Genomic DNA, 23,350 nt, shown 5'->3' with positions numbered 1-23,350 from the left:
TAATGCTTTTTAAGACCGCCGCTCAAACGGTGATGCACAGCTAAAAGCAAGGATCTGAACATGCTTGATATTCGTTTTCCTACAGCCTTACACATGGTGCTCAGCGTAGCCCAGGCGGAGCGTGAAGGTAAACGCAGCACCAGCAAAATTCTGGCAATGGGCCTTGAGGCCAATCCCAGCTTTGTCCGCAAGATGATGGTGCCGCTGACCCGCGATGGCATTATTGTCTCCACGCTAGGTCGCACCGGCACTATTCGCCTGGGTCGCCCGGCTGAAGAGATCACATTGTGTGATATCTATCTCTCCGTTCTGGAAGATAAGCCGCTGCTGGCAGGGCGTCCGGAAGTGCCGGCCCGCTGCCTGGTTAGCGCCAATACCTGCTGGTTCTTTAAAGAGCTGGCGCGTGAAGCAGAGCAGGCTTCGCTCGACGTGCTGGCCAGACGCACGGTAGCGGATGCGTTGACCGAGATTTATGAGCGTGACCGCCGTAATCCGGAAGGAAGCTGCGAGGCATTATTAGCCCGTGAAGCAGCAGATACGTAAATCTGCTTACCCCCATTAAAGGGCGGACAACGCACAGTTGTCCGCCCTTTTTTGATCCTGAATCAGCCATGTCCAGCGACTTAAGCAGGGCGCTATAGCCACTATCTGAGATGGCTATTACGGCAAGGCCTGAGATCAAAAATGGGAAGCAAATCGCTTCCCATTGTTTTGATGCCCTTAACCTTTACGTCGGTTAACTTCGGGATCCTTTAGTCTCAGCCCTCGAAAACAGGTTTGCTCTCTGCCACAGGTTCCTCTTTTTTCACCAGCTTACGCAGGGCAACATAGAACACCGGGGTCAGGAACAGTCCGAACAGCGTCACGCCTAACATCCCGGCAAACACGGTGATCCCGGTTACGGTACGAACTTCAGCACCTGCGCCGTGGCCCAGCATCAGCGGAACGGTTCCGGCGATAAAGGCGATAGAGGTCATGACAATCGGACGCAGACGCAGGCGGCACGATTCCAGCGCGGCCTGCACAATCGTGCGGCCCTGCATCTCCAGCTCACGGGCAAACTCCACAATCAGAATGGCATTCTTACAGGCCAGCCCCATCAGCACCACCAGTCCAACCTGCACAAACACGTTGTTATCGCCTCCGGTCAGCCAGACGCCAAACAGCGCAGAGAGCATGGTCATCGGCACAATCAGGATCACCGCCAGCGGCAGCGTCCAGCTTTCATAAAGCGCTGCGAGCACCAGGAACGCCAGCAGGACGGCCACCGGGAAGACGATGATCGCCGCGTTGCCCTGCGTTGACTGTTGATAGCTCAGGTCAGTCCACTGGATGTTCATGCCGTTTGGCAGGATCTGGTCAGCGATGCCTTGCACCGCCTGCATCGCTTCCGCTGAGGAAAGGATGCGCGGATCGGCATCGCCAATCAGGTCAGCCGCCGGGAAACCGTTGTAGCGGATAACCGGATCCGGTCCATAGGTGGTGCCGATATGCACCATGCTGCCAATGGGTACCATTTCTCCGGCCGCATTACGGGTACGTAAATTGGCGATATCTTCAATGCTGTCACGGAACTGGCCGTCAGCCTGCGCATAGACTTTCCAGGTCCGGCCAAAGCGGTTGAAGTCGTTGACGTATGACGACCCCAGATAAGTTTGTAGAGTGCCAAACAGATCGGTTAACGCCACGCCCTGCGCCTTGGCTTTATCGCGGTCAACCTGTGCGTCCAGCTGTGGCACGTTCGCCTGATAGGTGGAGATAGGGAAGTGTAAGCCAGGCGTTTGCATAATGGTGCCCGCCATCGCATTGGCGGCTTCCTGTAGTGCGCCATACCCCAGACCAGCACGATCCTGAATATAGAGGGAATAGCCCGCCCCCTGGCCCAGCCCTAAAATCGGCGGCGGCATAATCGAGAAGGTGAACCCTTCCTGAATCGTCGCCAGTTTAGCGTTGATCTCGGCATTAATTTCCGCCGCAGAACGCGTACGCTGATCCAGCGGCTTCAGCGCAAAGAACACCGTGCCGGTATTAGGGGTATTGGTGAACTGCAACGCGTTCAGGCCAGGGAAAGCCACCGCATCGGCTACGCCTTCAGTATGCAGCGCAATATCGCTCATCTGCCGGATCACTTTATCGGTGCGCTCCAGCGATGATCCTTCCGGCATCTTCACGCCACCAATCAGGTAGAGCTTATCCTGGGTAGGAATAAACCCGGCGGGAACGGCTTTAAACATCACGCCGGCGCCAATCAACAGCAGCACATAGACGCCAAATACCGCTCCGCGACGCTTAAGAATGCGCGAAACGCCACCCTGATAGCGCTCAGAATTTTTGTTAAAGAAGCGGTTAAAGGGACGGAACAGCCAGCCAAACAGGGAATCGATAATCCGTGTAGGACGGTCTTTCGGCGCCCCGTGCGACTTCAGCAGCAACGCCGCCAGCGCCGGGGAAAGCGTCAGCGAGTTAATGGCCGAAATCACGGTGGAAATAGCGATGGTGACGGCAAACTGCTTGTAGAACTGACCGGTCACGCCAGAGAGGAAGGCCATCGGCACAAATACCGCACAAAGCACCAGCGCGATAGCGATAATCGGACCTGATACCTCGCGCATCGCCTGATGCGCTGCAGCCCGCGGTTCCAGTCCCTCTTCAATATTGCGTTCGACGTTTTCCACCACCACGATCGCATCATCCACCACAATACCTATCGCCAGCACCAGCCCGAACAGGCTTAAGGTGTTAAGCGAAAAGCCCAGCAGGTAGAGCACGGAGAAGGTCCCCACCACCGATACTGGCACTGCCAGCAGTGGAATAACGGAAGCACGCCAGGTTTGCAGGAACAGGATCACAACCAGCACAACCAGCAGGATCGCTTCCAGCAGCGTATGCAGCACGGAGCTGATGGAATCACGCACAAAAATGGTGGGATCGTAAGGCGCTTTCCACTCCACGCCATCGGGGAAGCGGGTCGCCAGCTCGGCCATTTTCGCCCGTACGGCATTGGAAAGGTCGATAGCGTTCGCGCCAGGTGCCTGGAAAACACCGATCCCAACCGCATCTTTGTTATTTAGCTGGGAACGCAACGCATAACTTCCCGAGCCCATCTCAATACGCGCCACGTCGCGCAGGCGGACAATTTGTCCATCTTCGCCGCTTTTAAGGATAATATTGCCAAACTCATCTTCACTGGTCAGGCGGCCCTGAGCATTGATCGACAGCAGGAAATCACTCTTGTTGGGCATTGGCTCTGCACCCAACTGTCCGGCAGAGACCTGGACGTTCTGCTCCTGAATGGCGGTTACCACATCGCCAGCCGTCATACCACGAGCGGCCACTTTGGTGGGATCCAGCCAGATACGCATTGCGTACTCACCGGCACCAAATATCTGCACTTGACCCACGCCCGGCAGACGCGCCAGCTCATCCTTCACCTTCAGCTGCGCATAGTTTCGCAGGTAGAGCGAATCATAACGGCCTGAAGGGGAGTCCAGATGCACAACCAGCGTCATAGTTGGAGACTGCTTCTGCGTGGTGACACCCTGACGACGGACATCTTCCGGGAGACGAGCCTCAGCCTGCGCAACGCGGTTCTGCACCTGAACCTGCGCCTGATCCGGATCGGTACCCGGACGGAAGGTAACGGTGGTCACCAGCACGCCATCGGAACCGGCAATCGATTTCATGTACATCATGTTCTCGACGCCGTTAATGGCCTCTTCCAGCGGCGTCGCCACGGTTTCTGCAATAACCTTCGGGTTAGCGCCGGGATATTCTGCCCGCACCTGCACGCTCGGCGGTACCACGTCCGGGTATTCGCTGATGGGCAGCAACGGAATAGCAATCAGCCCGGAGACAAAGATCAGAATCGACAGTACGGCCGCAAATATCGGTCGGTCGATGAAAAATCTGGAAAAATCCATATCAGTATCCGCAGCTTAAATTAAAGGGGGGCAGGCGCCATAGGCACCGTTTTGGCATTTACCGGCATCCCCGGCATAAACACTTTCTGGACGCCATCCACAATCACCCGATCGCCAGAGTGCAAACCTTGCTGGACGATACGCAGTCCGTTGGCAATCTGACCAGGCTGGATATCACGCCGCTGCGCTTTGTTCTGGGCATCAAGCACCCAGACATACTTACGATCCTGATCGGTGAGCACCGCTTTGTCATTGACCAGCAGAGCAGGGAAGTCAGCACGGCCCGGAAGCTGGACGCGGGCAAACAAGCCGGGGGTAAAGAGACGCTGGCTGTTATCCAGCAACGCCCGCATCCTGATAGTTCCGGTGCTGGCGGTCAGCTGGTTGTCGGTAAAATCGACCTTGCCTTCATGTGGGTAGCCTTGTTCACCTACCAGACCGATTTTCACCGGCAGGGCATGATGGGCATTCGCAGCACTCTCGCCCTGACGGCTCATTTGCTGATAACGCAGGAAGGTGGCTTCATCAACGTCGAAGTAAACGTAAACGGTATTCAGGGAAACCAGCGTGGTAAGGACGCTACTGCTGTCACCGGCGGTTACCAGATTGCCAGAGGTGATCATCGCCCGACTGGCGCGGCCATCAATAGGCGCGGTCACCCGGGTAAAATCCAGGTTCAGCCGCGCCATATCTACAGCAGCCTGCGCAGAGAGCACGCTGGCCTGTGCCTGGGTGGAGGCGGAGCGCCGCTGTTCCCACACCTCACGGGAGATAGCCTGGCTGCCAATCAGTTTCTCCGTCCTGCCCGATTCGCTACGCGCCAGCTGAGCCTGAGTCCGTGCGCTGGCGAGATCGGCCTGCGCACGTTCAAGTTCCGCCCGGTAAGTTCTGTCATCAATGGTGAACAGCACGTCGCCTTTTTTAACTTCCTGGCCTTCGGTGTAGTTCACTTTATCGATATAACCGGTTACGCGGGGCCGGAGCTGAACGCTCTGAACCGCCTCAATCCGTCCGTTGAAGTTATCCCACTGGCTGACCGTTTGTTGCTGAACTTCTGCCACGCTGACCTGTGGGGCAGGTGGCGCGCTCTGTTCGGCCCCTTTGGAATCACAGCCCATCAGCCAGAAAGCGGAGAGGAGCGGAAGCGCTAACGTGCGCAGGCGCATAGCGGTGAATGATCTCATTTGATTAATCCCTGTTACAGATGCTGGACGACGTGAAAGTGCACGGCATAATGCATAAAATGCAACTATGTTAATTGCATTAAACAGGTTGGATTGTAAGAAGAGGGTTAATAAAGTGCAAGTATAATTGTTGCTTTTAGCATTTTTTTGTCAGCGAACGTAGCAAAATATGAACAGGGGCGGAGAGGGCAGTGGCAAGAATGCCTGCGAATCGCATTTAATGCAACAATAAAACTTGCATTAAAGGGGAGGGTGCTTTAGCGTATATGTGCATTCATTAAAGTTACCTTTTACCCTGCTGTGGGCAAGAGGTCAAGACAGACAGATAACAAAAAGCGCCAAAGGGGACAGTAATGAGCCATGATGATTTTATTAACGATCTGGTAAAGTGGATCGATACCCACATTGAAGGAAAGATGGATTTGGATACCGTAGCCGATCGGGCGGGTTACTCCAAATGGCATCTGCAACGGATGTTTAAGCAGCACACCGGCTATGCTTTAGGTGAGTATATTCGTGCGCGCCGGCTGAAAAAATCCGCTGAACGCCTGGCGAAAGGGGGCGAACCGATCCTGGATGTCGCTATCTCATTTGGCTTCGATTCACAGCAGTCCTTTAATCGCAGCTTCAAACGCCAGTTCGGACAATCTCCGGGCGCGTGGCGTCGTCAGGTGCAGGTCAGCGCCTGCGCACAATAGCCAGACCTCCTCTTCAATAGCGGGCGTTTAGCCCGCTGTGAATCTCTGCCGCTTTCGTTTAATCCGCAAAACTCCGCCAACCCATTGTATACTGTCTGAATTGCGCTTACGTTTAAGACAGGAATTGTCATGCCGATGTGGAACCTGAACAAGCAGGGTATGTGTGAAGCCGCCAGTTATCTGCTGGTCTTTGGCGCACTGTTTTTAATTTTCCCCCTGCGTCTGCTGCCTTGCTTTCTGGCCGGATTCATTGTTTATGAAACTATTCTGGCGTTAACGCCGTGGGTGGAGCGTCTGGTTAAAGGGCCGTTGGCTCGCTGGATCATCATCTTTTTCCTTACGGTTCTCATCCTGCTGGCGCTGGTTGGCGGTATCACCAAGCTGATTGGCTTCCTGCTGCATGATTTCCAAAATCCTGCAGCATTTCACGCCGCGGCGAGCAAACTGCTGGAAGATGCGCAGCGTACTCTTTCGCCCGTTGTCAGCCGCTATCTGCCTGCCGATATTGATGAGCTTCAGCATCAGGTGGTGACCTGGTTGCGGGAGCATCTGGTAGTGGTGCAGACTTTTGGTCGGACAGCGGCGCACACCTTTGCCACAATGCTGATCGGCATGCTTTTAGGCGCCATCATCTCTCTACGCATCAGCAGCCTGAATACGCTGGACGCCCCGTTGAAACATGCGCTGTTGGACAGGCTGACGGTGCTGGCCGCCTCCTTCCATAACGTGGTTTTTGCGCAAATCAAAGTTTCACTGGTCAATACTCTTCTGACCTGCGGCTTCCTGTTTGGCGTGTTACCGCTGTTTGGGCTGCATTTTCCTTTTGCCAAAACCGTGGTGGTGCTCACCTTCGTTGCGGGCCTGCTGCCGATCATTGGCAATTTGATCTCTAATACGGTGATTGTGCTGATTGGCCTCTCCATCTCACTGGAAGCGGCAGTGATATCGCTGGTGTTCCTGATCCTGGTGCACAAACTAGAGTATTTTATCAACGCGCGGATATTTGGCTCGCGCATCAACGCCAAGACCTGGGAGATCCTGCTGGCGATGCTGGTATTTGAGTCTGCTTTTGGGCTGGCTGGCGTGGTCGCCGCGCCGGTTTATTACGCCTATCTGAAAAGTGAACTGCGTCTTGCCAGACTGATATAGAAGCAGCGGGACGATGGCGGTCCCGCCTTATGTCAGATGAGAGCCTCGTTCCCCCATAAAGTTCTTCACTGCCCACGCCGATAACCTGACAAGAGAGACCAGACAACGGCTTCTGGTCTCGCTGTCACCAGGGTTTTCCATGAAATTATCCAATTATAAGATCGGTATCAGGCTGGGTTTACTGGCCGCAATTCTGCTGAGTGCAACGCTGTTTATCGGGCTGCGGGGCCTGATAATCAACCAGGATGCCCTGCAGCAAAGCAGGGCGATTATGCAGCAGGAAATGCAGATCGAAGAGATCATTGATACTGCCCGCAATGCGCAGGTTCAGTTCAAAATTCAGGTGCAGGAGTGGAAAAATACGCTGCTGCGGGGCGCAGAGGATCAGCAAAGCTTCGACAAATATCGCGCCGCTTTTGTGGCACAAAGCCAGCTTACGCAGGCGTTATTAGACAAACTTATTTTATCAATGCCCGCACTCGACATGAGCAACAAAGCGGTCATTGAGACGAAAAAGCTGCACGCCGAACTGGAGCAGCATTACCTTTCCGCACTCCAGCAATACCATGTGGGCGACATCACCAGTGCCCAGCGCGTGGATCATCTGGTGACCGGAATTGACCGCCAGCCAACCCGGATGATCGATGAAGTGGTCAGCCAGGTGCTTGCCCATACGGTAAAAATGCATCAGAAGATTGAGGCGGCGAATCACGCCTCTTATCAGCATACCCGCCTGTTGCTGGCAATATCTATGCTGCTCGCGCTGATCGCAGGGATTACCATAACCTTCTGGCTGGTGCGGAGCATTACCCGTCCGCTGGCGCAGGCGGTCAGGATCGCCCAGACCGTAGCGGCAGGGGATTTGCAAACTCAGATTGAGGTGAAAGGGCGCGACGAGACGGCGCTGCTGATGGCCGCGCTGAAAGAGATGAACGGCAATCTTACCCGCATTGTTTCCGATGTGCGTGAAGGGACGGAAACCATTGCCACCGCTTCGGCGGAAATTGCGCTTGGCAGCCAGGATCTCTCTTCGCGCAACGAAGCGCAGGCGAGCGCGCTGGAAGAGACCGCTGCCTCCATGGAAGAGCTGACGTCGGTGGTGAAAAAGAATGCGGATAATGCACGTCATGCCAGCGATATCGCCCATACGGCGAGCTCTGCTGCCCGCCAGGGCGGCAGCGTAGTGGAGCAGGTGGTGCAGACGATGGGCGAAATCCATCACTTTTCTCATCAGATAAGCAATATCATCGCTCTGATTGATGGCATTGCCTTCCAGACCAATATTCTGGCCTTAAACGCGGCGGTTGAAGCGGCGCGTGCAGGATCGGAAGGGCGAGGTTTTGCGGTTGTGGCCTCTGAGGTTCGGGCGCTTTCGCAACGCTCCGCTTCTGCGGCACGTGATATTAAAGCGTTGATTGACAGCTCTGTAACCCGTATCAATGCCGGTAATGCCCTGGTCGCCCGCGCCGGGGAAGCGATGGAAAACATTGTGGATAACGTGCAGCGCGTCAGCTCGCTGGTGGCGGAAATTTCTCTGGCAAGCGGCGAACAGAGTGCAGGCATCGATCAGGTAAACCTGGCGGTGACGCAGATGGATGCAGCCACCCAGCAGAACGCCTCGCTGTCACAACAATCTACCGTTGCCGCCCAGTCGCTTCAGTCGCAGGCACAAAATCTGCTGCAAAGCGTAAGCGTCTTCAAGCTTGCGCCCGTAGCTTAAGAAACGGCCGGGTCCGCCCGGCCTTTTCCTCCCCTTAATCTCTTCAAGGCTTTACGTTGCATCACATCGATCTTATGGTAGAGAAAACGACTGAGGAATGAGCCTTACATGCCTGCGCTTTTGGATACCTTGTTTCACCAGATCCTGCTCTCTATGCCACTTTTTATTCTTATCGCGTTGGGCTGGCTGCTGGTTCGCTGGCGCAAATGGCCAGCGAGCATCAGCGAAGCGTTAAACCGCGTAGTTTTTAAGATTGCGCTGCCAGCAATGCTGTTCAAATTGATGAGTGATTTCAGTAAAAGCCCGCCTGTGGATGCCCGCCTGTTGATCGCTTTTTTTGGGGGATGCCTGATCGTCTTTGTCCTTGGGCGCATTATTGCCACGCGCGTTTTTCACCTTGATGGCATATCGGGTTCGGTGTTTGCGCTGGGCGGGATTTTCTCTAACAACGTGATGCTGGGCCTGCCGATTGCTACCGTGATGCTGGGGGAGAAAGCGATCCCCGCTGTGGCGCTGGTACTGGTCTTTAATGGCCTGATTTTGTGGACGCTCGCCACGGTCTCGGTGGAGTGGTACAAGCACGGTTCCCTGAGCCTGAAAGGGTTTGGCAAAACGGCCTTAAGCGTACTGAAAAACCCGCTGATTATCGCAATTCTTTCCGGCACGTTATTCAGCCTGACGGGGCTCCCCTTGCCGCAGATGATCGATCAACCCGTGAGTATGCTGGGCAAGATTGCCGTGCCGCTGGCGCTGGTGGCGTTAGGCATGAGCCTTGCCGCTTATAAAATAAAGGAGGGGCTGCGCGAGAGCTATGCCATCTGTCTGCTGAAGCTGATTATCTCACCGCTGGTGATTTGGGGACTTGCCTGGCTGATTGGGCTGCCGCCGCTGGAGAGCAAAGTCGTGGTGCTGTTAGGCTCCATGTCGTTAGGGATCAACGTTTATCTGATGTCACAGCAATTTAATGCCTTAACCGGTCCGGCCGCCACCAGCATGCTGCTCTCGACAATCTTCTCCGCCGTCACCACCCCTTTACTGCTGATGTTAATGGATATCGCCTGACAGGAAATGTGAACCGACCAGCGTAACGGAAGCGCAGTGCTTGCGGTAAAACCGTTTATTTCATTATCTTCTCTTGTTGGTAATTCTGTTTCGTTTTGCGTGCAAAACGGCGCAGGCCGATCCCCCTCTGGAGATGAATAATGAAAACCTGCAAAACTTTACTGTTGTTAATCACACTCGGCTGTTCTGCCTCCTCGCTGGCAGAAACTATCGGCGTCTCGATGGCCTATTTCGATCAAAACTTTCTGACGATTATTCGTCACTCTATCGACAAGGAGGCGAAAGCCAGAGGGCTTACCGTACAGTTTGAGGATGCCCGTGGTGACGTAGGCAGACAGACCGATCAGGTGCAAAGTTTTATCAGCGCGGGCGTGGACGCCATTATTGTTGATCCGGTTAACTCTGCGGGCACGCCTGCCATTACCAAACTGGTTACAGCCGCGAAAATCCCCCTCGTTTACGTCAACCGCACGCCTGGTGACATCAAGTTACCTTCGGGCGTGGTTTTTGTCGGCTCGGATGAAAAGCAGTCCGGCACGCTGCAGATGGAGGAGCTGGCGCGTCTGGCAAATTATCAGGGAAAAGTGGCGATAATGATCGGTAATCTGACCGATGCTGGCGCTATTCAGCGCACCAGAGATGTCGAACAGGTTGTCGCCAAATACCCCAAAATGAGCGTGGTGCAGAAGCAGACGGCCAACTATTCGCGCAGTGAAGGGATGGATTTGATGCTGAACTGGCTGACCAACGGCGAGGAGATCGATATCGTTGCGGCCAACAACGATGAAATGGCGATCGGCGCGATAATGGGACTGCAGCAGGCTGGCAAAAAAGAGAGCAAAATCCTGATTGGCGGCATAGATGCCACGCCAGATGGCCTGAAAGCGATGTCGTCAGGCAAAATGCAGGTGACCGTATTCCAGGATGCTATCGGGCAGGGCAAAGCTTCGGTAGAGGTGGCGCAGCGGATGATCAAAGGTGAAAAACTGGAACCCTATTACTGGATCCCTTTTGAGTTAGTGACGCCAGCGACATTACAGAAATACGCAGAGAAGGAATAGACGCTAAATATTCTGCCGGGGTAAACTCTGCGCATGAATAAAAAATTGATTATTGCGGCAATCCTGGCGCTGATTGCCACCTTTGCCGGTTTACGTCATCCCACCCATCAGCCTGCTCAGCAGCAGGCTTCTCAAAGCGCTGCTGCAACCGATATCGCCACGCTCACGCGGCAGCAGCGCGTGGCGGATTACCTCCATCAGCATCAGCGTCTGCCTGCTTATTATCTCACTAAAAGCGCGGCGAGAAAGCTCGGCTGGGAGCCGAGCCAGGGCAATCTTTGCCAGACGCTGCCAGGCAGGGCGATAGGCGGTGACCATTTCTCCAACCGTGAAAAAGTTCTGCCGGAAAAGGCGGGGCGGCGCTGGTTTGAGGCGGATGTCAACTACGACTGCGGACGGCGAGGCAGTGACCGCATGCTCTATTCCAGCGACGGGATGATTTTTGTCACCCGCGATCATTACCGTCACGTTGAGCAGGTATATTAAGATGAAAAGCATCAGTTTCGATTTTGCCGGGATCGGGGGTGTTGAAGATTTTTATCGCCAATTTTGCCGCAAATTTGCTATTGATATCGACTTTGGTAACAATCTTGACGCGTTATGGGACGCGCTGACCGGCATGATTGAACTGCCCTCACGCGTGACTTTCCGTCATCTGGCAACGCATCCTGATGCGGCGCAATTTAAGGGCATTATTGCAGTAATGCGTGAAGCCGAAGAGGCTTCCGCCGGGAAGTTCAGCCTGCGGATCTGCTAAGCGGTAAAATGCCCGGCGCAAACAGCGCGCCGGAGAGGGGTGGCGCTGAAGCCACCCCGGAATAGTTCTGCGCAATCTTTCCTGCTCGTCGCTATCAACGACCAACCTGCTTCAGGATCGCCGCCAGCGCGTCGCGGTGTTCAGTGTCGATTTCCCGCGCTGCGGAGTAGCCCGCATTTTGCAAAATCATTTCGTTCAGCCCAACCAGCCAGTCATAGATATAGTAGGCGGCATGATTATTGGGCTTGAGCGCCAGTTTGGTCAGGCGCTGACCCGGACCCAGGCTGGCAGTCTGCGTTTCCGGCTTGGCGAAAATCTTCTGCCCGCGATTGATCTTGCTCTCGGGACGCTGCGCTTCGGGCAGATGCTGAAAGCCGAGCCAGGCGACAAAATCGCCCATTACGCTGAGCGCGCGTGAAACCTGGCGATCGGCCATCATCTCCACCGGCGTGCCCGGCGCTTCGTGGTCGGTGAGCATTTTGACCAGCGCCGCTTCAATATCCAGGCGAATGCTGGCCGTTACCAACTCCTCCGTCAGCATCTCCAGCGTGGGTTTACTGATGCCCAGCAGCTCCAGCAGAGCGCCCTGATCGGGAAGCTGGCGCAGAATATTGATCCAGTGGCGATAGACCTGCTGGGCAAATTCCGCCTCCGGCTCTTCAGCGGCGGAGTGCGCTTCGGTGTTGATCAAGCCCTGTACCGGCTCATCACTGAGCAGGTCGATACTCATGCCGATGCCGAAAGGATCCTCTTCGCTGAGGGCATACTCTTCAACCAGCGGGCGCTCGCCTGGGTTCTGACGCTGCAGGAAAAGATGCCGCAACGTTTCGCGCGAGGGCAGCAGTCTTTCCAACAGCTCACCGTGCACGCCTGTCCGCGCCTGAAGCGATTTCAGCAGCGTCTCCGCAATGCGTAAGCGTGCCTGCGGCTCCTCTTTTTCAGACGCCAGATACCAGCGGCCTAACAGATTATCGCGCAGCTCACGGCGGATCTCATCGCTCTGCTCCTGCAGACGTTCAACTTTGGCTTCACGACGAATTTCCGTCATCAGCCAGCCCGCCATACGCTTAACTCCTTTCTCATCCATCGCCAGCATCGAACCCCAGGCATCCCCTGGATTGCCAACATAGCGTTGGACTGCGGCATCAAAATTTTGTCCGCGCGTAATGCGCTGATCGAAGGGCGTCAGTGCCCAAATCAGGCCGGGTTTACGGCCGCTACGAACCTGGGTGTTTTCACCCTGGGTCTGCTTCACCCAGTTATCCAGCACGCGGCCTACGGTACGGGTTTCCGAGCGATGTCCCACGGCGCTGCACACCATCAGCAGATTCACATCCTGATGTTCAGCCGCACGGGTTAACAGGAACGCGCGCTTGGCGGCCATAAACGCCAGCGCCAGCGCATGATGCTCGTCATCTGGCAGCACGGAAGGGGTTTCAAAGCCGGGGTAATCCAGCAGATCAACCTGTTCGAACAGGCTTTCACGCGGGGCGCTGTAGAGCGGCATCAGCACTTCCCGTCCCATCAGCGCCAGTTCGGCTAAAGCCAGGTTGACCGGCTGGAGGTTACGACCACCGTGCTGAGGCACAACCTGAATAACCCGGTCTGAGGAGGCGTTAAAATAGCGCAGGCCGTGGGTGTTGAGTACGCTAAGCGAGGGATCGTCCAACACAGAGAGCGGCGCCAGCACGCGAGGTACGCCCGATACATGATGAAGAACGTGCGCCAGCTGGCGGTAGAGCGCGGTCAGCTCACGGTCTTCACCCCAGAGCAGCGAAAACAGCCGCGCACGGTCGTCCACGCCCAGCATCGGGGCCAGCTCAATGGCCAGCGGCCAGAAATGCGTTTCCAGCGCCTTGCTGACGCAAAGCTGGGAAGTCGTCAGGCGATCCCAGAGTGCCACCACATCACCCGCTTTCATGCCTTCAATCGCTTCGGACTGGCGATACATGGCCACGGTCTTCAGGCGCTCAGAGATCTGCTGTTCATCCAGCATCACGGCCCGACCCTCTGTCCGGCGGACCCAGACGTCGGCCAGGATCGCCACCAGCTCCTCTTCACTTAACAGCGCCATCTGCACCGGCCATTCGTTATCGACGCGGACCTGCTGACCGCTGTAACGGGTGACCATGGTGCTGGTCTGCTGTTGCGGGTTAAGGTGGCTGTACTCCAGCGTGGTGCTGCCCAGCGCAATCTCCATTCTGCCTTTGTCGCTGGCCGCCAGCGCGGTAATCAGATAGGACTTTCCCGCCTGAGAGAGTCCAAAGAAGCCGATGGCGCACTCTTTGCCTGCTGCTTCCAGCAGATTGCCCGCTTTATTTCGCTGGCGCAGCAGCCGGACGCTGAGGCGATCGGCCTCCATATCCAGACGCGGTGCGCTCTTGCGGGCGGTCTCCAGCCAGGCAAGCGAGTGATCGATGCTTTTGCTCAGCGTGTCGAGTTTTTTGCCGAACGTGCCCGACAACTGTTTAGGCGTCAACGGTTTCATTTCTTGTATACGCTCCCACTGTCGATCCAGTAATGGGTTAATCCCGATCCGTTGCTGGCCAGGGTGTTGAGCTTCAGACGCAGGTGCTCCAGCGGCACCTGGCTGCCATCATCCAGTGTGGCATCCGCAATTTCAAATCGTTCCGGGCCGAACTCACCGGTTTGTCTGGCTACAGCCAGTTTTATTTTAAGCACTTTATCTCCCGCCACGCTGCGTGCCAGCTGTGGGTCGGCAATTTGCAGCGTGTAGAGCGGCGAGGCTGGCCAGCGATCGTTATCGAGCTGACGGAAGCCCAGCGTCAGAGCGCCACGCACCTGAAAACGGGTGCGGGCATCCAGAGTGAACTTCTCATCATCAAGATCGATATCGCTGTACCAGACATTATCGCTGCTCAGCGCGCCGTTGCTGTCCAGCATCCCCAGATAACGGATGGTGGAGTAAGGCTGGAAATCGCCCGCTTTGAACCAGAAATTGGCCAGGCGCAGATCCAGAGAGAGCAGGCAAAGCATCGCGCCGACGGCGGCGGTGGATTTTGGGTTCTCAATCCGCCCCTGTTTGTTAAAGGGATACCAGTCGTTGGTGTGGTAGCCATCAAGCGAAAGAATTCGGCTCACCGGCAGCGGTTGCAGATGGCGGAACAGCGCCTGCACGCCCGGGAAGCGTGAGGGACGCCCGGTCAGCAGCAGCACGTCACAGTCATACACCGCCACCACCTCAGACATCGAGCGCAGGCTCTGGGTAATGTTCATGCGTGGCGACAGGAACTCAGCGTGCAACTTGCTCAGTTTCACAATCAGCGGTACGCGCAGAATATCAAACTCCTCCGCATCGCCTGGCAGCTCGCGCTGGATCTCACGGTTGATGTAATCCAGCAATTTTTTCGTTGGCGGCAGGGACAGCAGCTCCTCAAAGCGGGCGTCCACCTCCGCGTTCAGTTCCAGCGGGTCGAACTGCTCATAGGCTTCCAGAATCGCCTGGCCAACCGGAATAAAGAGCTGCAGCGTTACCTGCTGGCGCAGGGTCGAGTGTCCGTCAATGCGACCTTCATGGCCGAACAGGCGGGTCATCACCCCTTCAGGATTGACCATGCCAGCCTGCTTGAACGCCGCCTGCAGGGCAGGCAGGACGTAGAGCTGGATCACGTCCAGCAGAATGTCATCACCGGCCAGCTTGAACCCTTCACGGAACAGCAACCGCGGCATGATCTTAACGTTATTGCCTACACCGTCGTCGAGGCGATATTGCGTGATCGCCAGGTCAGTGGTGCCGCCGCCGATATCGATAGAGGCGATGCGCAGCGTTTTGCCTGGCAGCTCATCGGCAGCCCGTGCCCGGTCCGGCCTCGCCATGCTGACAAAGAAAGCTTCCGCGCGGCCACCAAAATTAACCTGGGTTTCATTGTAGAGATAGACCATCTGTCCGCAGGTCGCTTCGTCCCACTCCATCTGCACTTCCGGCACCGGCACCAGGCTTTTTGCCTTATCTTTAGCGCTGGTGAAGTCCTCATCGGCGGGATGCCAGCCCATCGCTTTCCACACCAGCGCAATCGCTTCCTGCATTCTGCGGCGGAAGATCTCCCGCTCCGGCTTTGGCATAGCGGAAGGCAGCGTCAGAATGATATTGCGAAGCTGGCGAGGCGCGCTGCTGTGCAGCATTTTCTGGCGTTGTACCGCGCTGTTCATCTGCATCAGCGCCTGGGCCAGCAGCTCAGAGAGCATAAAGCTCATCACCGAACTCCGGCTGTAGTGCGGAGAAAACACCGGTAAACGTTCGTCCAGCGGCTGGTTATAGAGCGGCTGGCCTTCATCGTTTACCAGGTTGGTCATCGGTGCGGCTGTCGCCAGCGGCTCCTGTGCGGCGTTGCCCGGCGTGCGGCTGAAGCGCCAGCCCGGCGTGTAGCCTTCCTCATCCCACAGATAACGACGCGGGCTGGAGATGCCGGTTGCGCCTTCAGTACCCAGACGTTGCAACGCCAGATGGCTTGCCTCGCGGCCCACGCGGGTAATAGAAGGCCAGATAAAGGCGTCATCACGACCGCTCTCCACCGAGAAGTTTTGCTTGCCAAATGTAGCCTGCGCAAACTCCACGCGGCTTTCAAACAGTTCATTGAACAGCTGGTGAGGCTCGCTCAGGTTGCGAAGATGCAGTTCATAGGTGTGCTTCAGGCCATGATGATCGTCAACGTGATCTTCCACCATAATGCCGCAGGTGTGTGAGTTACCCACGTCCAGAATCAAATCTACCGGAATAGCAGGGGCCGACAGCGTGGCGGTACTGATCTTCAGTTCCGGCAACGCCAGCTGATGACCGAGCATATGCAGAATATTCAGGTAGTGTGCCTGATACTCAAATTCGCGCAGCGCGGTGCGGATGTTTACCTGTGGGCGCTGTTCAACGAGGGTCGCCTGCTGGCTGAAAACTTCACGCAGCCAGCCATCGATCCAGGTGTGGTCAAGAAACTCGCCCAGCTCGTTGCTGCGGTGCGCGAGCGCAAAGCTGACGCCGTTTTTCACGTCGCTCTCATTCAGCGCCAGCGACTCATCTTCACCTTCAGCCCAGACGCGGGTTTCAAATGCCAGACAGATGCGGTGGGAATTGCCGTTCTGGTCAGGCTTGTCCAGTTTGATAATCTGCACGCGCGCCCAGTTATCCGGCCCACCAATAAAGGTGCGTGGCGGATTAAAGCGGAAAAAGGGCAGCGGCAGCCAGATGCCGTTAAGTAGATCAAGCGACTGCGAGAGCGGGAAACTGAATTCCGGCTTTACCACTTCTGGCGTAGTGCCAGCATTAACGGGCAGCAGATATTTGCCGTTCTGTTCGTTGAAATTCAGCCGCAGCAGCGGGCCGTTAGCGGTCTGCCGGACAAATTTCCCCGGCAGGCTGTCGTCCAGTTCTGGCGTCAGCGCAAAGTCGAGGAACTGAATGCCACTGTTCTGAATCAGCGTCATATTGGGTTTAAAGTCAGCTATGGTCGCCAGCATCATTATTTACTCTCACGCTTCATCGTCATCGGTAACACCGTATTGGCATCGTACTGGCCACTACACTCTGCAGCGCCGGTGGCGCCTTGCTTACATACCAGCTCCGGCATCTGATAGCGGGAGCCATCGCTGCATTTCGCTTTGGTGCGGCTGTTGATCACCAGGTTGCCCGAGCTCATCAGGCCGGCATAGACATCCACACGGCAGCTGATGCCGTCGCCCTGGGTGATTTTGGCCACACCTTTGCCATTTTTAAGCTGGTAACGCAGGCTTGGCGGCTTGCCGGTAATCGGGTTTTTCCCGCCGACAATAACGCGCCAGTTGCCGTTCAGGAATTTGGTCGAACCCAGCTTGACGGCATCGGCAGGCATCACCAGATCTTCTTTGGTGACCGGAGCAGGCTCTGGCGCTGGTACTTCTGGTGCGGTTTCTGCGGCAGCAGGGGCAGCTTCCGCCTGTGGAGGATTCACGCTGGCTGGTGCAACAGGTAATGCGGCATCGTGATTCTGTACTGGGGCAGCCGGTTCTGTTGGTTTAACCTCAGCAACCGCAGCGGGAGCTTTAACCTCAGGCGCCGGAGCATTAACCGCAGGGGCAACAGTTTTAGCGGGCGCCGGCGTTGCTTTCTCTTCAGACGGTTTTTCTGGCTGTGAAACGCAGCCTTTGAGCTGGATGCCAAAAGCAATCAGCAGCGCTGCTGCCGGCAGCATCCAGCCATAGCGAACCAGCTTATTTTTTGCCGCAGGCGAGGGCGCCGCGGCGGCTGTTTCAGGAGCAGGCGGGACCGCTGCAGCAACGGGTTCTGCTGCGGCCACAGGCTGAGCCTCAACAACGACCGGCGCATCCGGCTCCGGCAGCGCTGCGGCGTTAACCGGAGCAGAGGCGATAACCGGTGCGGCTGGAGGAACAGCAGGAATAACCGGGGCGGCCAGCTTTGATAAATTCAGCGGCGGCTCATCCTCTTCCGTGGCGCGCAGACAATCCAGTGCGTCCTGGCGGGACTTTTTATCCAGCGAGACAAAGCCCCAGAAGGTCAGGACCGGTTTGCCACCCACCAGATAGACAAAGTTTTGATCGGGGAATTGCAGGGCCTTGGCGAGCAGGGCGCCAAACAGCTTCTGGCTGGTTTTCTCTGACTGTTGCGCCTTCTGGCACATATCCGCCACCGCCTGCTGGCAGGCAATAAGCTGGTTTAACGCGTGGCTGCGGGCGCTGTCGCTGGCTGCAGCCCAGGAGGTGACTTTACCCGTGACGGGGGAATACCAGTCGAGCCGGTCGCCCGCATCATTGGGCTGAGGGATCGCCAGGCAGTCGGCAATTTGCTGCTGCTTTCTCAGGCGAAGCGTTTCGCGCAGCTGCAGAGCCGAGAGATAAACGGGCTGACCGTTCTCGCCAAGAGGCAGAACCGCGTCCAAACTTCCGCTGCGTAAGAATGATTTTGCCACGCAAAAAAGACCTTTTAGTCAGAGTTCAGAAGTGGAAAGTAAATAATTCTCCAGATTGGCCGATACTTTAGCGCAATTTGACTTAAAGCAAAGGCGGAAATAAGGGGGTAAAGAGGCGATTACTTTGGCAATGAGTTTGCAGAAAGTCAGGGGTAATGGTCGTGAGTAACTGTTAAAGCAGGAAAAAATTGTCTGTCTGGCACGCCTTCCGCCCCCGGTTATTCGCTGTAGCCGCCATCTGAACCCCCCGCACAGCAGAGTGCGGGGGAAGTTTGCTTCTTGAATCAGGATATTTACGGTGTTTAAAGCCGCACAGGGATATTCAGTGCCATAAATTTATTTCCCGTTCAGGCCTCCTAATGCAGCATAGAGCTTTTCAGGATCGTGCCACTCTTCAATTTTGCGATCGTTAATCAGCAGGAAACGATTGCAGCTGGAGGCGATCAGATCGCGGTCATGGCTGACTATCAAGGCGGCTCCCGGGTAGAGGTTAAGGGTTTGTGCCAGCTGCTCCTTGCCATCAAGATCGAGATGATTGGTAGGCTCATCAAGCAGCAGCAGCGAGTAGCGGCCCAGGGAAAGCCCCACGAACAATAGCCGTGAACGCTCGCCGCCGCTCAATGTGCTGACCCGTTGCTGATGTCTGGCCCAGGCAAAACCGGCGCTAATCAACGCCATTTTACGCTGCTCGCTGCTCACCTGAGCAAAGCGGGAGAGCGCATCACTCAGCGTATCCTGCTCTTCAAGCTGCATCAGTTGCTGATCGTAATAGCCCGGTTCGACGCGAGGATGAAAAAGGATATCCGGCTGGGGTTGCTGAAAAGCCCGCCAGACCGCACGCAACAGTGAAGATTTGCCGCCGCCATTAGCGCCGATAATGGCCAGGCGATCGCCGCTTTTCACTTTGAGGCTGTTGAGGGTAAACAGAGCCGGACCTTTTACCTCTGCCGATATCGCTGCATTATTCACTTCAAGCAGGCGATCCGCAGGCAGGGGTTCCCCCTGCAACGTCAGCCGCCACTTAACGCCTGCGGTCAGGGCGGTTTGTTCATCCTTCAGCTTGTCTATCCGTTTCTCCATCTGTTTGGCTTTACGGGAGAGATCTTCGTTGTCGTAAACCGCTCCCCAGACCGCAAGACGTTTAGCACTCTTTGCGATACGTTCAATTTCACGCTGTTCTGCCTGATTACGCAGCGCATCGGTCTCATCACGGCGATCCAGCGCTTCCAGGGCGTGTGAACAGGGGAGCTGGAAGCTGTGCAACGTTCTGTCACGCAGGATCCAGCTTCGTTGCGTCACACGGTCCAGCAGATAGCGGTCATGAGAGACCAGCACAAAACTGCCGTGCCACTGCGCCAGAAACTGCTCCAGCCAGAGCAGCGTGGGAAGATCCAGATGATTACTCGGTTCGTCCAGCAGCAGCAGGTCGGGCTGAAGTATCAGTGCCCTGGCCAGCAGAAGGCGGGTATGTTCGCCTCCGCTCAGCGTATTGACAGGCTGCTGCCATGTGGCCTGATCAAACCCCAGTTGATCCAGCATTATTTCAGCCTGCCAGCCATCACTCTGCTGCTCTGAAACTGGCAGTCTGGCGATCACGGCATCAATAAGCGTGGAGTGCATTAGTGCGGCGGGAAGGTGCTGCTCGATATGGGCCATTATGCAGTGGTTCGCCAGGGTAACGGTTCCTGCAACAGACGCAAGCTCGCCGGAGAGCAGGCGGAGAAGAGTGCTTTTACCACAGCCGTTATGACCAATCAGGCCAATCCGGTCACCTCGTGAAAGCGTGAACGAGAGTTGCTCAAAGAGTGGACCAAAGGCGTTATCAAAAGAGAGTGAATGTGCAGAAAGTAATGTGCTCATTGCTTAATCCAGAGTTACAGGCACGAGAATGCCCGTCGTCATTAAACGCTGACGACAACCCGGAAAGCCGGAGGGAAGAAAAAGTCTGTGAGAAAGCTTCGCTCAAGCTCAGGTTATCGCAGCACGATACCGGAAATGCCTGAGCTAAGCCAAATACCAAAAGTACGTGAAAAATGGGTCATTTCACAATACTGCATGGGGCCTCCTTGATTTCATTAAAGGTTATTCGGTGAGCAAAGTATAACCATGAGATACCGGAAGAATCAAACGGATGCCCTTTTATTTAAAAGCATTTTTTTACAAAGTTGCTTTTCAAGTACAGCTCAATTTTCGCTGCAAAATGCCGATAGTGTATTTGTGACAAATACCATAAATATGACAAAAAGGTTACACCATGAATGGCACCACTAAACCCGGGATTTTATCTCATCTCTTTTCACACCGTTCCCGACGATCGCCGGCAACCCTCAGTGCGATGAACAGAGCGATAGCCATGATTGAATTTACCGCTGAAGGCATAATTTTAGGTGCCAACGCGCTTTTCCTTGAAAAAATGGGTTATGAGCTCTCTGAGATTGTCGGTAAACACCACAGCCTCTTTTGTCCGCCTGCGTTAGTCAGCTCGGCAGAGTACAGCCATTTCTGGCAACGGCTGCGCCGTGGCGAAAGCTTCAGCAATAAATTCCTGCGCGTGGCAAAAAACAGCCGCCCCATCTGGCTGGAAGCAAACTATGTCCCGGTGCAGGACCGCAGCGGCAGGGTAGTGAAAATTGTTAAGCTGGCATCAGATATCACTGACCGTATCCTGGATGCTCAGGAGCAGCGCGCTATGACCAATGCGATTAATCGCTCAATGGCGGTGATAGCCTTTAACCTTAACGGGCAGGTCCTGCGTGCTAATGACAATTTCTTGAAAACAACGGGCTATCAGGCAGCCGAAATTATCGGTCAACATCACAGCATGTTCTGCACACCAGAACTTGCTGCAAGCAAAGAATATAGTGAGTTCTGGAAAAAGCTACGCCACGGCGATTTTGTTTCCGGCCAGTTTCCACGCGTTAACAAGCAGGGCAGAACCATCTGGTTACGCGCTACTTATAACCCGGTGTTTGATGAGAATAATCAGTTATATGAGGTGGTGAAATTTGCCACTGATGTCACGGCACAGGTGCAGAAAAACCAGCTGGAACGCGAAGCCGCTGAGCAGGCTTTCCAGGCTGCGCTTGAGACCAGCGAAAACACCCGGACGGGGGTTCGCGTGATTGAAAACAGCGTCACGAAGGTGAATGAAATCGCGGGCGAGCTGCGTAAAGTCTCCGATGACATTAATGGATTAAGCTCGCAGTCTGCCCAGATCGGCATCATTGTGGAGACGATACGCTCCATCGCCAGTCAGACCAATCTGCTGGCGCTTAATGCTGCGGTAGAGGCGGCCCGCGCGGGAACACACGGCCGAAGTTTTGCCGTCGTGGCCAATGAAGTTCGTAGCCTTGCCGCCCATATCCATTCAGCCAGCCAGGAGATTACCGGTGTGGTAGAACGCAATCATGAGCTGGCCGCGACAGCGCAGAAAAATATTACTGCGAACCTGGTGCGGGCCGACGAAGGCGTGCATCTGGTACGGGAAGCGGGAAATGTCATTGTGGACATCCAGACTAATTCGACACAAGTTGTTGAAGCGATTGGGCACGTTCAGCAAAATCTCACCAGTTAGCATCACAGTAACCCGCAAAAAGGGCGCACTTTAAGTGACGTTGTCACCTGGGTGTGCTTTGCCTCGTTCTCTGCTTTGTTACGCTCAGGTTAATTATGAGCGTAAAAACAGCAATATTTACATGCAGATACAAAGGAAGGCTGGCCTTCACCTCGTTTCGCTTCATAGCTGAATGCCAGGCTTTGCTAAACTCTCTCAGGTCAATTCTGAAACGAGGTGAAGAGTGAAAATCAAAAGCTACGCAGCGATGCAAGCCGGCCAGGCGCTGGAACTGTATGAATATGAAGCAGGAGAGCTGGGCACGGAAGAAGTGGAAGTTGAGGTTGAGTACTGCGGTGTCTGCCATTCTGACCTGTCGATGATCGATAACGAATGGGGCATCTCCAGCTACCCAACTATCGCTGGCCATGAAGTTATTGGCCGTGTCTCTGCGCTTGGCGATGCTGCCGGAGCTAAAGGCCTGAAAGTGGGACAGCGCGTCGGTATTGGCTGGACCGCTAAAAGCTGCCAGCACTGCGATGCCTGCATCAATGGCGAGCAGGTAAACTGTCAGCAGGGTTCCACGCCAACTATTCTCAATAAAGGCGGCTTTGCCGAGAAACTGCGTGCTGACTGGCAATGGGTGATCCCGCTGCCGGAAAATCTTGATGTTGCCAGTGCCGGGCCGCTGCTCTGTGGCGGTATTACCGTATTCAAACCTCTGCTGATGAGCAACATCACGGCAATGAGCCGCGTAGGCGTCATCGGCATTGGCGGTCTGGGCCACATTGCGATCAAAATTCTGCGTGCTATGGGCGCAGAGGTGGTGGCGTTCAGCTCCACGCCGAACAAAAAGCAGTCCATTCTGGATATGGGTGCCGATGAAGTAGTCAACAGCCGCGATGCTGAAGCGTTGAAAGCGCAGGCGGGGCGGTTCGACCTGATTCTCAGTACCGTAGCTGTGGATCTCGACTGGAAACCCTACTTTGATGCGCTGGCTCCTCATGGCAAATTCCACACCGTGGGCGCGGTATTGAAACCTATTGAGGTCAATGCATTCGACCTGATTCTGGGTGATAAAGCGGTGACCGGCTCTTCTACCGGTTCTCCGGGCCAGCTGCGTTCACTGCTGAAACTGGCTTCACGGGCCAATATCGCCCCGCAGGTTGAGTTCTTCCCGATGTCGAAAATCAATGAAGCGCTGGATCATGTACGTGCCGGCAAGGCCAATTTCCGCGTGGTATTAAAAGCCGATTTCTGATGTGGCTGTCTGCTCTGGCGCATTTGCGCCAGAGCATTTATGGATTGCGCCTGACATAAACTTATTTCTGT

General features: G+C 55.3%; 16 protein-coding genes. 10 read left to right on the top strand and 6 right to left on the bottom strand.

The window, feature by feature from the left end:
• Positions 1–60: 60 nt before the first annotated feature.
• A complete protein-coding gene (locus Q3V30_RS10520; protein WP_306205381.1) occupies positions 61–543 on the top strand; it encodes an RrF2 family transcriptional regulator in 483 nt (160 codons plus the stop codon).
• A 215-nt stretch (positions 544–758) separates the two neighbouring features.
• Here Q3V30_RS10520 and Q3V30_RS10515 read toward each other — a convergent pair whose 3' ends face one another.
• On the bottom strand, positions 759–3,920 hold the full coding sequence (locus Q3V30_RS10515; protein ID WP_306205379.1) for an efflux RND transporter permease subunit: 3,162 nt from the start codon (positions 3,918–3,920) through the stop codon (positions 759–761).
• 20 nt (positions 3,921–3,940) lie between these two features.
• A complete protein-coding gene (locus Q3V30_RS10510) occupies positions 3,941–5,104 on the bottom strand; it encodes an efflux RND transporter periplasmic adaptor subunit (RefSeq protein ID WP_306205378.1) in 1,164 nt (387 codons plus the stop codon).
• Between the two features lie 353 nt (positions 5,105–5,457).
• On the opposite strand from Q3V30_RS10510, the gene Q3V30_RS10505 reads away from it, so the two are divergent.
• From Q3V30_RS10505 to Q3V30_RS10475, 7 genes are all read left to right on the top strand, one after another.
• Positions 5,458–5,802, top strand: a complete 345-nt coding sequence (locus tag Q3V30_RS10505; protein ID WP_306205376.1) for a helix-turn-helix domain-containing protein — start codon at positions 5,458–5,460, stop codon at positions 5,800–5,802.
• 135 nt (positions 5,803–5,937) lie between these two features.
• Positions 5,938–6,951: an AI-2E family transporter gene (locus Q3V30_RS10500; protein WP_428979261.1), complete on the top strand. Its 1,014-nt coding sequence runs from the start codon at positions 5,938–5,940 to the stop codon at positions 6,949–6,951.
• A 139-nt stretch (positions 6,952–7,090) separates the two neighbouring features.
• Positions 7,091–8,671 carry a methyl-accepting chemotaxis protein gene (locus tag Q3V30_RS10495; RefSeq protein ID WP_306205372.1) on the top strand — a complete coding sequence of 527 codons (1,581 nt, stop codon included), beginning with the start codon at positions 7,091–7,093 and terminating at the stop codon, positions 8,669–8,671.
• Between the two features lie 108 nt (positions 8,672–8,779).
• Positions 8,780–9,733 carry an AEC family transporter gene (locus Q3V30_RS10490; protein ID WP_306205370.1) on the top strand — a complete coding sequence of 318 codons (954 nt, stop codon included), beginning with the start codon at positions 8,780–8,782 and terminating at the stop codon, positions 9,731–9,733.
• Positions 9,734–9,873: 140 nt separating this feature from the next.
• On the top strand, positions 9,874–10,794 hold the full coding sequence (locus Q3V30_RS10485; protein ID WP_306205368.1) for a sugar ABC transporter substrate-binding protein: 921 nt from the start codon (positions 9,874–9,876) through the stop codon (positions 10,792–10,794).
• A 33-nt stretch (positions 10,795–10,827) separates the two neighbouring features.
• Positions 10,828–11,280: a ribonuclease domain-containing protein gene (locus Q3V30_RS10480; protein WP_306205366.1), complete on the top strand. Its 453-nt coding sequence runs from the start codon at positions 10,828–10,830 to the stop codon at positions 11,278–11,280.
• Between the two features lies 1 nt (position 11,281).
• A complete protein-coding gene (locus Q3V30_RS10475) occupies positions 11,282–11,551 on the top strand; it encodes a barstar family protein (RefSeq protein ID WP_306205364.1) in 270 nt (89 codons plus the stop codon).
• Positions 11,552–11,645: 94 nt separating this feature from the next.
• On the opposite strand, the gene Q3V30_RS10470 is transcribed toward Q3V30_RS10475, so the two are convergent.
• The 4 genes from Q3V30_RS10470 to Q3V30_RS10455 all read right to left on the bottom strand — a co-directional run bounded on the left by Q3V30_RS10470 (position 11,646) and on the right by Q3V30_RS10455 (position 20,325).
• On the bottom strand, positions 11,646–14,039 hold the full coding sequence (locus Q3V30_RS10470; protein WP_306205362.1) for a virulence factor SrfC family protein: 2,394 nt from the start codon (positions 14,037–14,039) through the stop codon (positions 11,646–11,648).
• Positions 14,036–17,020: a virulence factor SrfB gene (locus Q3V30_RS10465; protein ID WP_306213185.1), complete on the bottom strand. Its 2,985-nt coding sequence runs from the start codon at positions 17,018–17,020 to the stop codon at positions 14,036–14,038. The genes Q3V30_RS10470 and Q3V30_RS10465 overlap by 4 nt, the downstream gene beginning before the upstream one ends.
• Positions 17,021–17,022: 2 nt before the next feature.
• Positions 17,023–18,465: an SrfA family protein gene (locus Q3V30_RS10460; protein WP_306213034.1), complete on the bottom strand. Its 1,443-nt coding sequence runs from the start codon at positions 18,463–18,465 to the stop codon at positions 17,023–17,025.
• Between the two features lie 336 nt (positions 18,466–18,801).
• Positions 18,802–20,325 (bottom strand): ABC-F family ATP-binding cassette domain-containing protein, encoded by a 1,524-nt coding sequence (locus tag Q3V30_RS10455; RefSeq protein ID WP_306213032.1) that lies wholly within the window; start codon positions 20,323–20,325, stop codon positions 18,802–18,804.
• 394 nt (positions 20,326–20,719) lie between these two features.
• On the opposite strand from Q3V30_RS10455, the gene Q3V30_RS10450 reads away from it, so the two are divergent.
• Together Q3V30_RS10450 and ahr are read left to right on the top strand one after the other, a co-directional pair.
• A complete protein-coding gene (locus tag Q3V30_RS10450) occupies positions 20,720–22,039 on the top strand; it encodes a methyl-accepting chemotaxis protein (RefSeq protein ID WP_306213030.1) in 1,320 nt (439 codons plus the stop codon).
• 223 nt (positions 22,040–22,262) lie between these two features.
• Complete coding sequence (gene ahr / locus Q3V30_RS10445; protein ID WP_306213028.1) at positions 22,263–23,279, top strand: NADPH-dependent aldehyde reductase Ahr; 1,017 nt, start codon at positions 22,263–22,265, stop codon at positions 23,277–23,279.
• Positions 23,280–23,350: the final 71 nt, after the last annotated feature.

It is taken from the genome of Erwinia pyri (genome assembly GCF_030758455.1).
Classification (GTDB): Bacteria; Pseudomonadota; Gammaproteobacteria; order Enterobacterales; family Enterobacteriaceae; genus Erwinia; species Erwinia pyri.
This window is presented reverse-complemented; position numbering and strand designations above follow the sequence as displayed.

Coding starts and splice junctions, on each gene's coding strand:
- Q3V30_RS10495 (WP_306205372.1), top strand. CDS start 7,091: ATGAAATTATCCAATTATAAGATCGGTATCAGGCTGGGTTTACTGGCC.
- Q3V30_RS10510 (WP_306205378.1), bottom strand. CDS start 5,104: ATGAGATCATTCACCGCTATGCGCCTGCGCACGTTAGCGCTTCCGCTC.
- Q3V30_RS10455 (WP_306213032.1), bottom strand. CDS start 20,325: ATGAGCACATTACTTTCTGCACATTCACTCTCTTTTGATAACGCCTTT.
- Q3V30_RS10480 (WP_306205366.1), top strand. CDS start 10,828: ATGAATAAAAAATTGATTATTGCGGCAATCCTGGCGCTGATTGCCACC.
- Q3V30_RS10475 (WP_306205364.1), top strand. CDS start 11,282: ATGAAAAGCATCAGTTTCGATTTTGCCGGGATCGGGGGTGTTGAAGAT.
- Q3V30_RS10485 (WP_306205368.1), top strand. CDS start 9,874: ATGAAAACCTGCAAAACTTTACTGTTGTTAATCACACTCGGCTGTTCT.
- Q3V30_RS10505 (WP_306205376.1), top strand. CDS start 5,458: ATGAGCCATGATGATTTTATTAACGATCTGGTAAAGTGGATCGATACC.
- Q3V30_RS10500 (WP_428979261.1), top strand. CDS start 5,938: ATGTGGAACCTGAACAAGCAGGGTATGTGTGAAGCCGCCAGTTATCTG.
- Q3V30_RS10450 (WP_306213030.1), top strand. CDS start 20,720: ATGAATGGCACCACTAAACCCGGGATTTTATCTCATCTCTTTTCACAC.
- Q3V30_RS10490 (WP_306205370.1), top strand. CDS start 8,780: ATGCCTGCGCTTTTGGATACCTTGTTTCACCAGATCCTGCTCTCTATG.
- Q3V30_RS10515 (WP_306205379.1), bottom strand. CDS start 3,920: ATGGATTTTTCCAGATTTTTCATCGACCGACCGATATTTGCGGCCGTA.
- Q3V30_RS10520 (WP_306205381.1), top strand. CDS start 61: ATGCTTGATATTCGTTTTCCTACAGCCTTACACATGGTGCTCAGCGTA.
- Q3V30_RS10465 (WP_306213185.1), bottom strand. CDS start 17,020: ATGCTGGCGACCATAGCTGACTTTAAACCCAATATGACGCTGATTCAG.
- Q3V30_RS10470 (WP_306205362.1), bottom strand. CDS start 14,039: ATGAAACCGTTGACGCCTAAACAGTTGTCGGGCACGTTCGGCAAAAAA.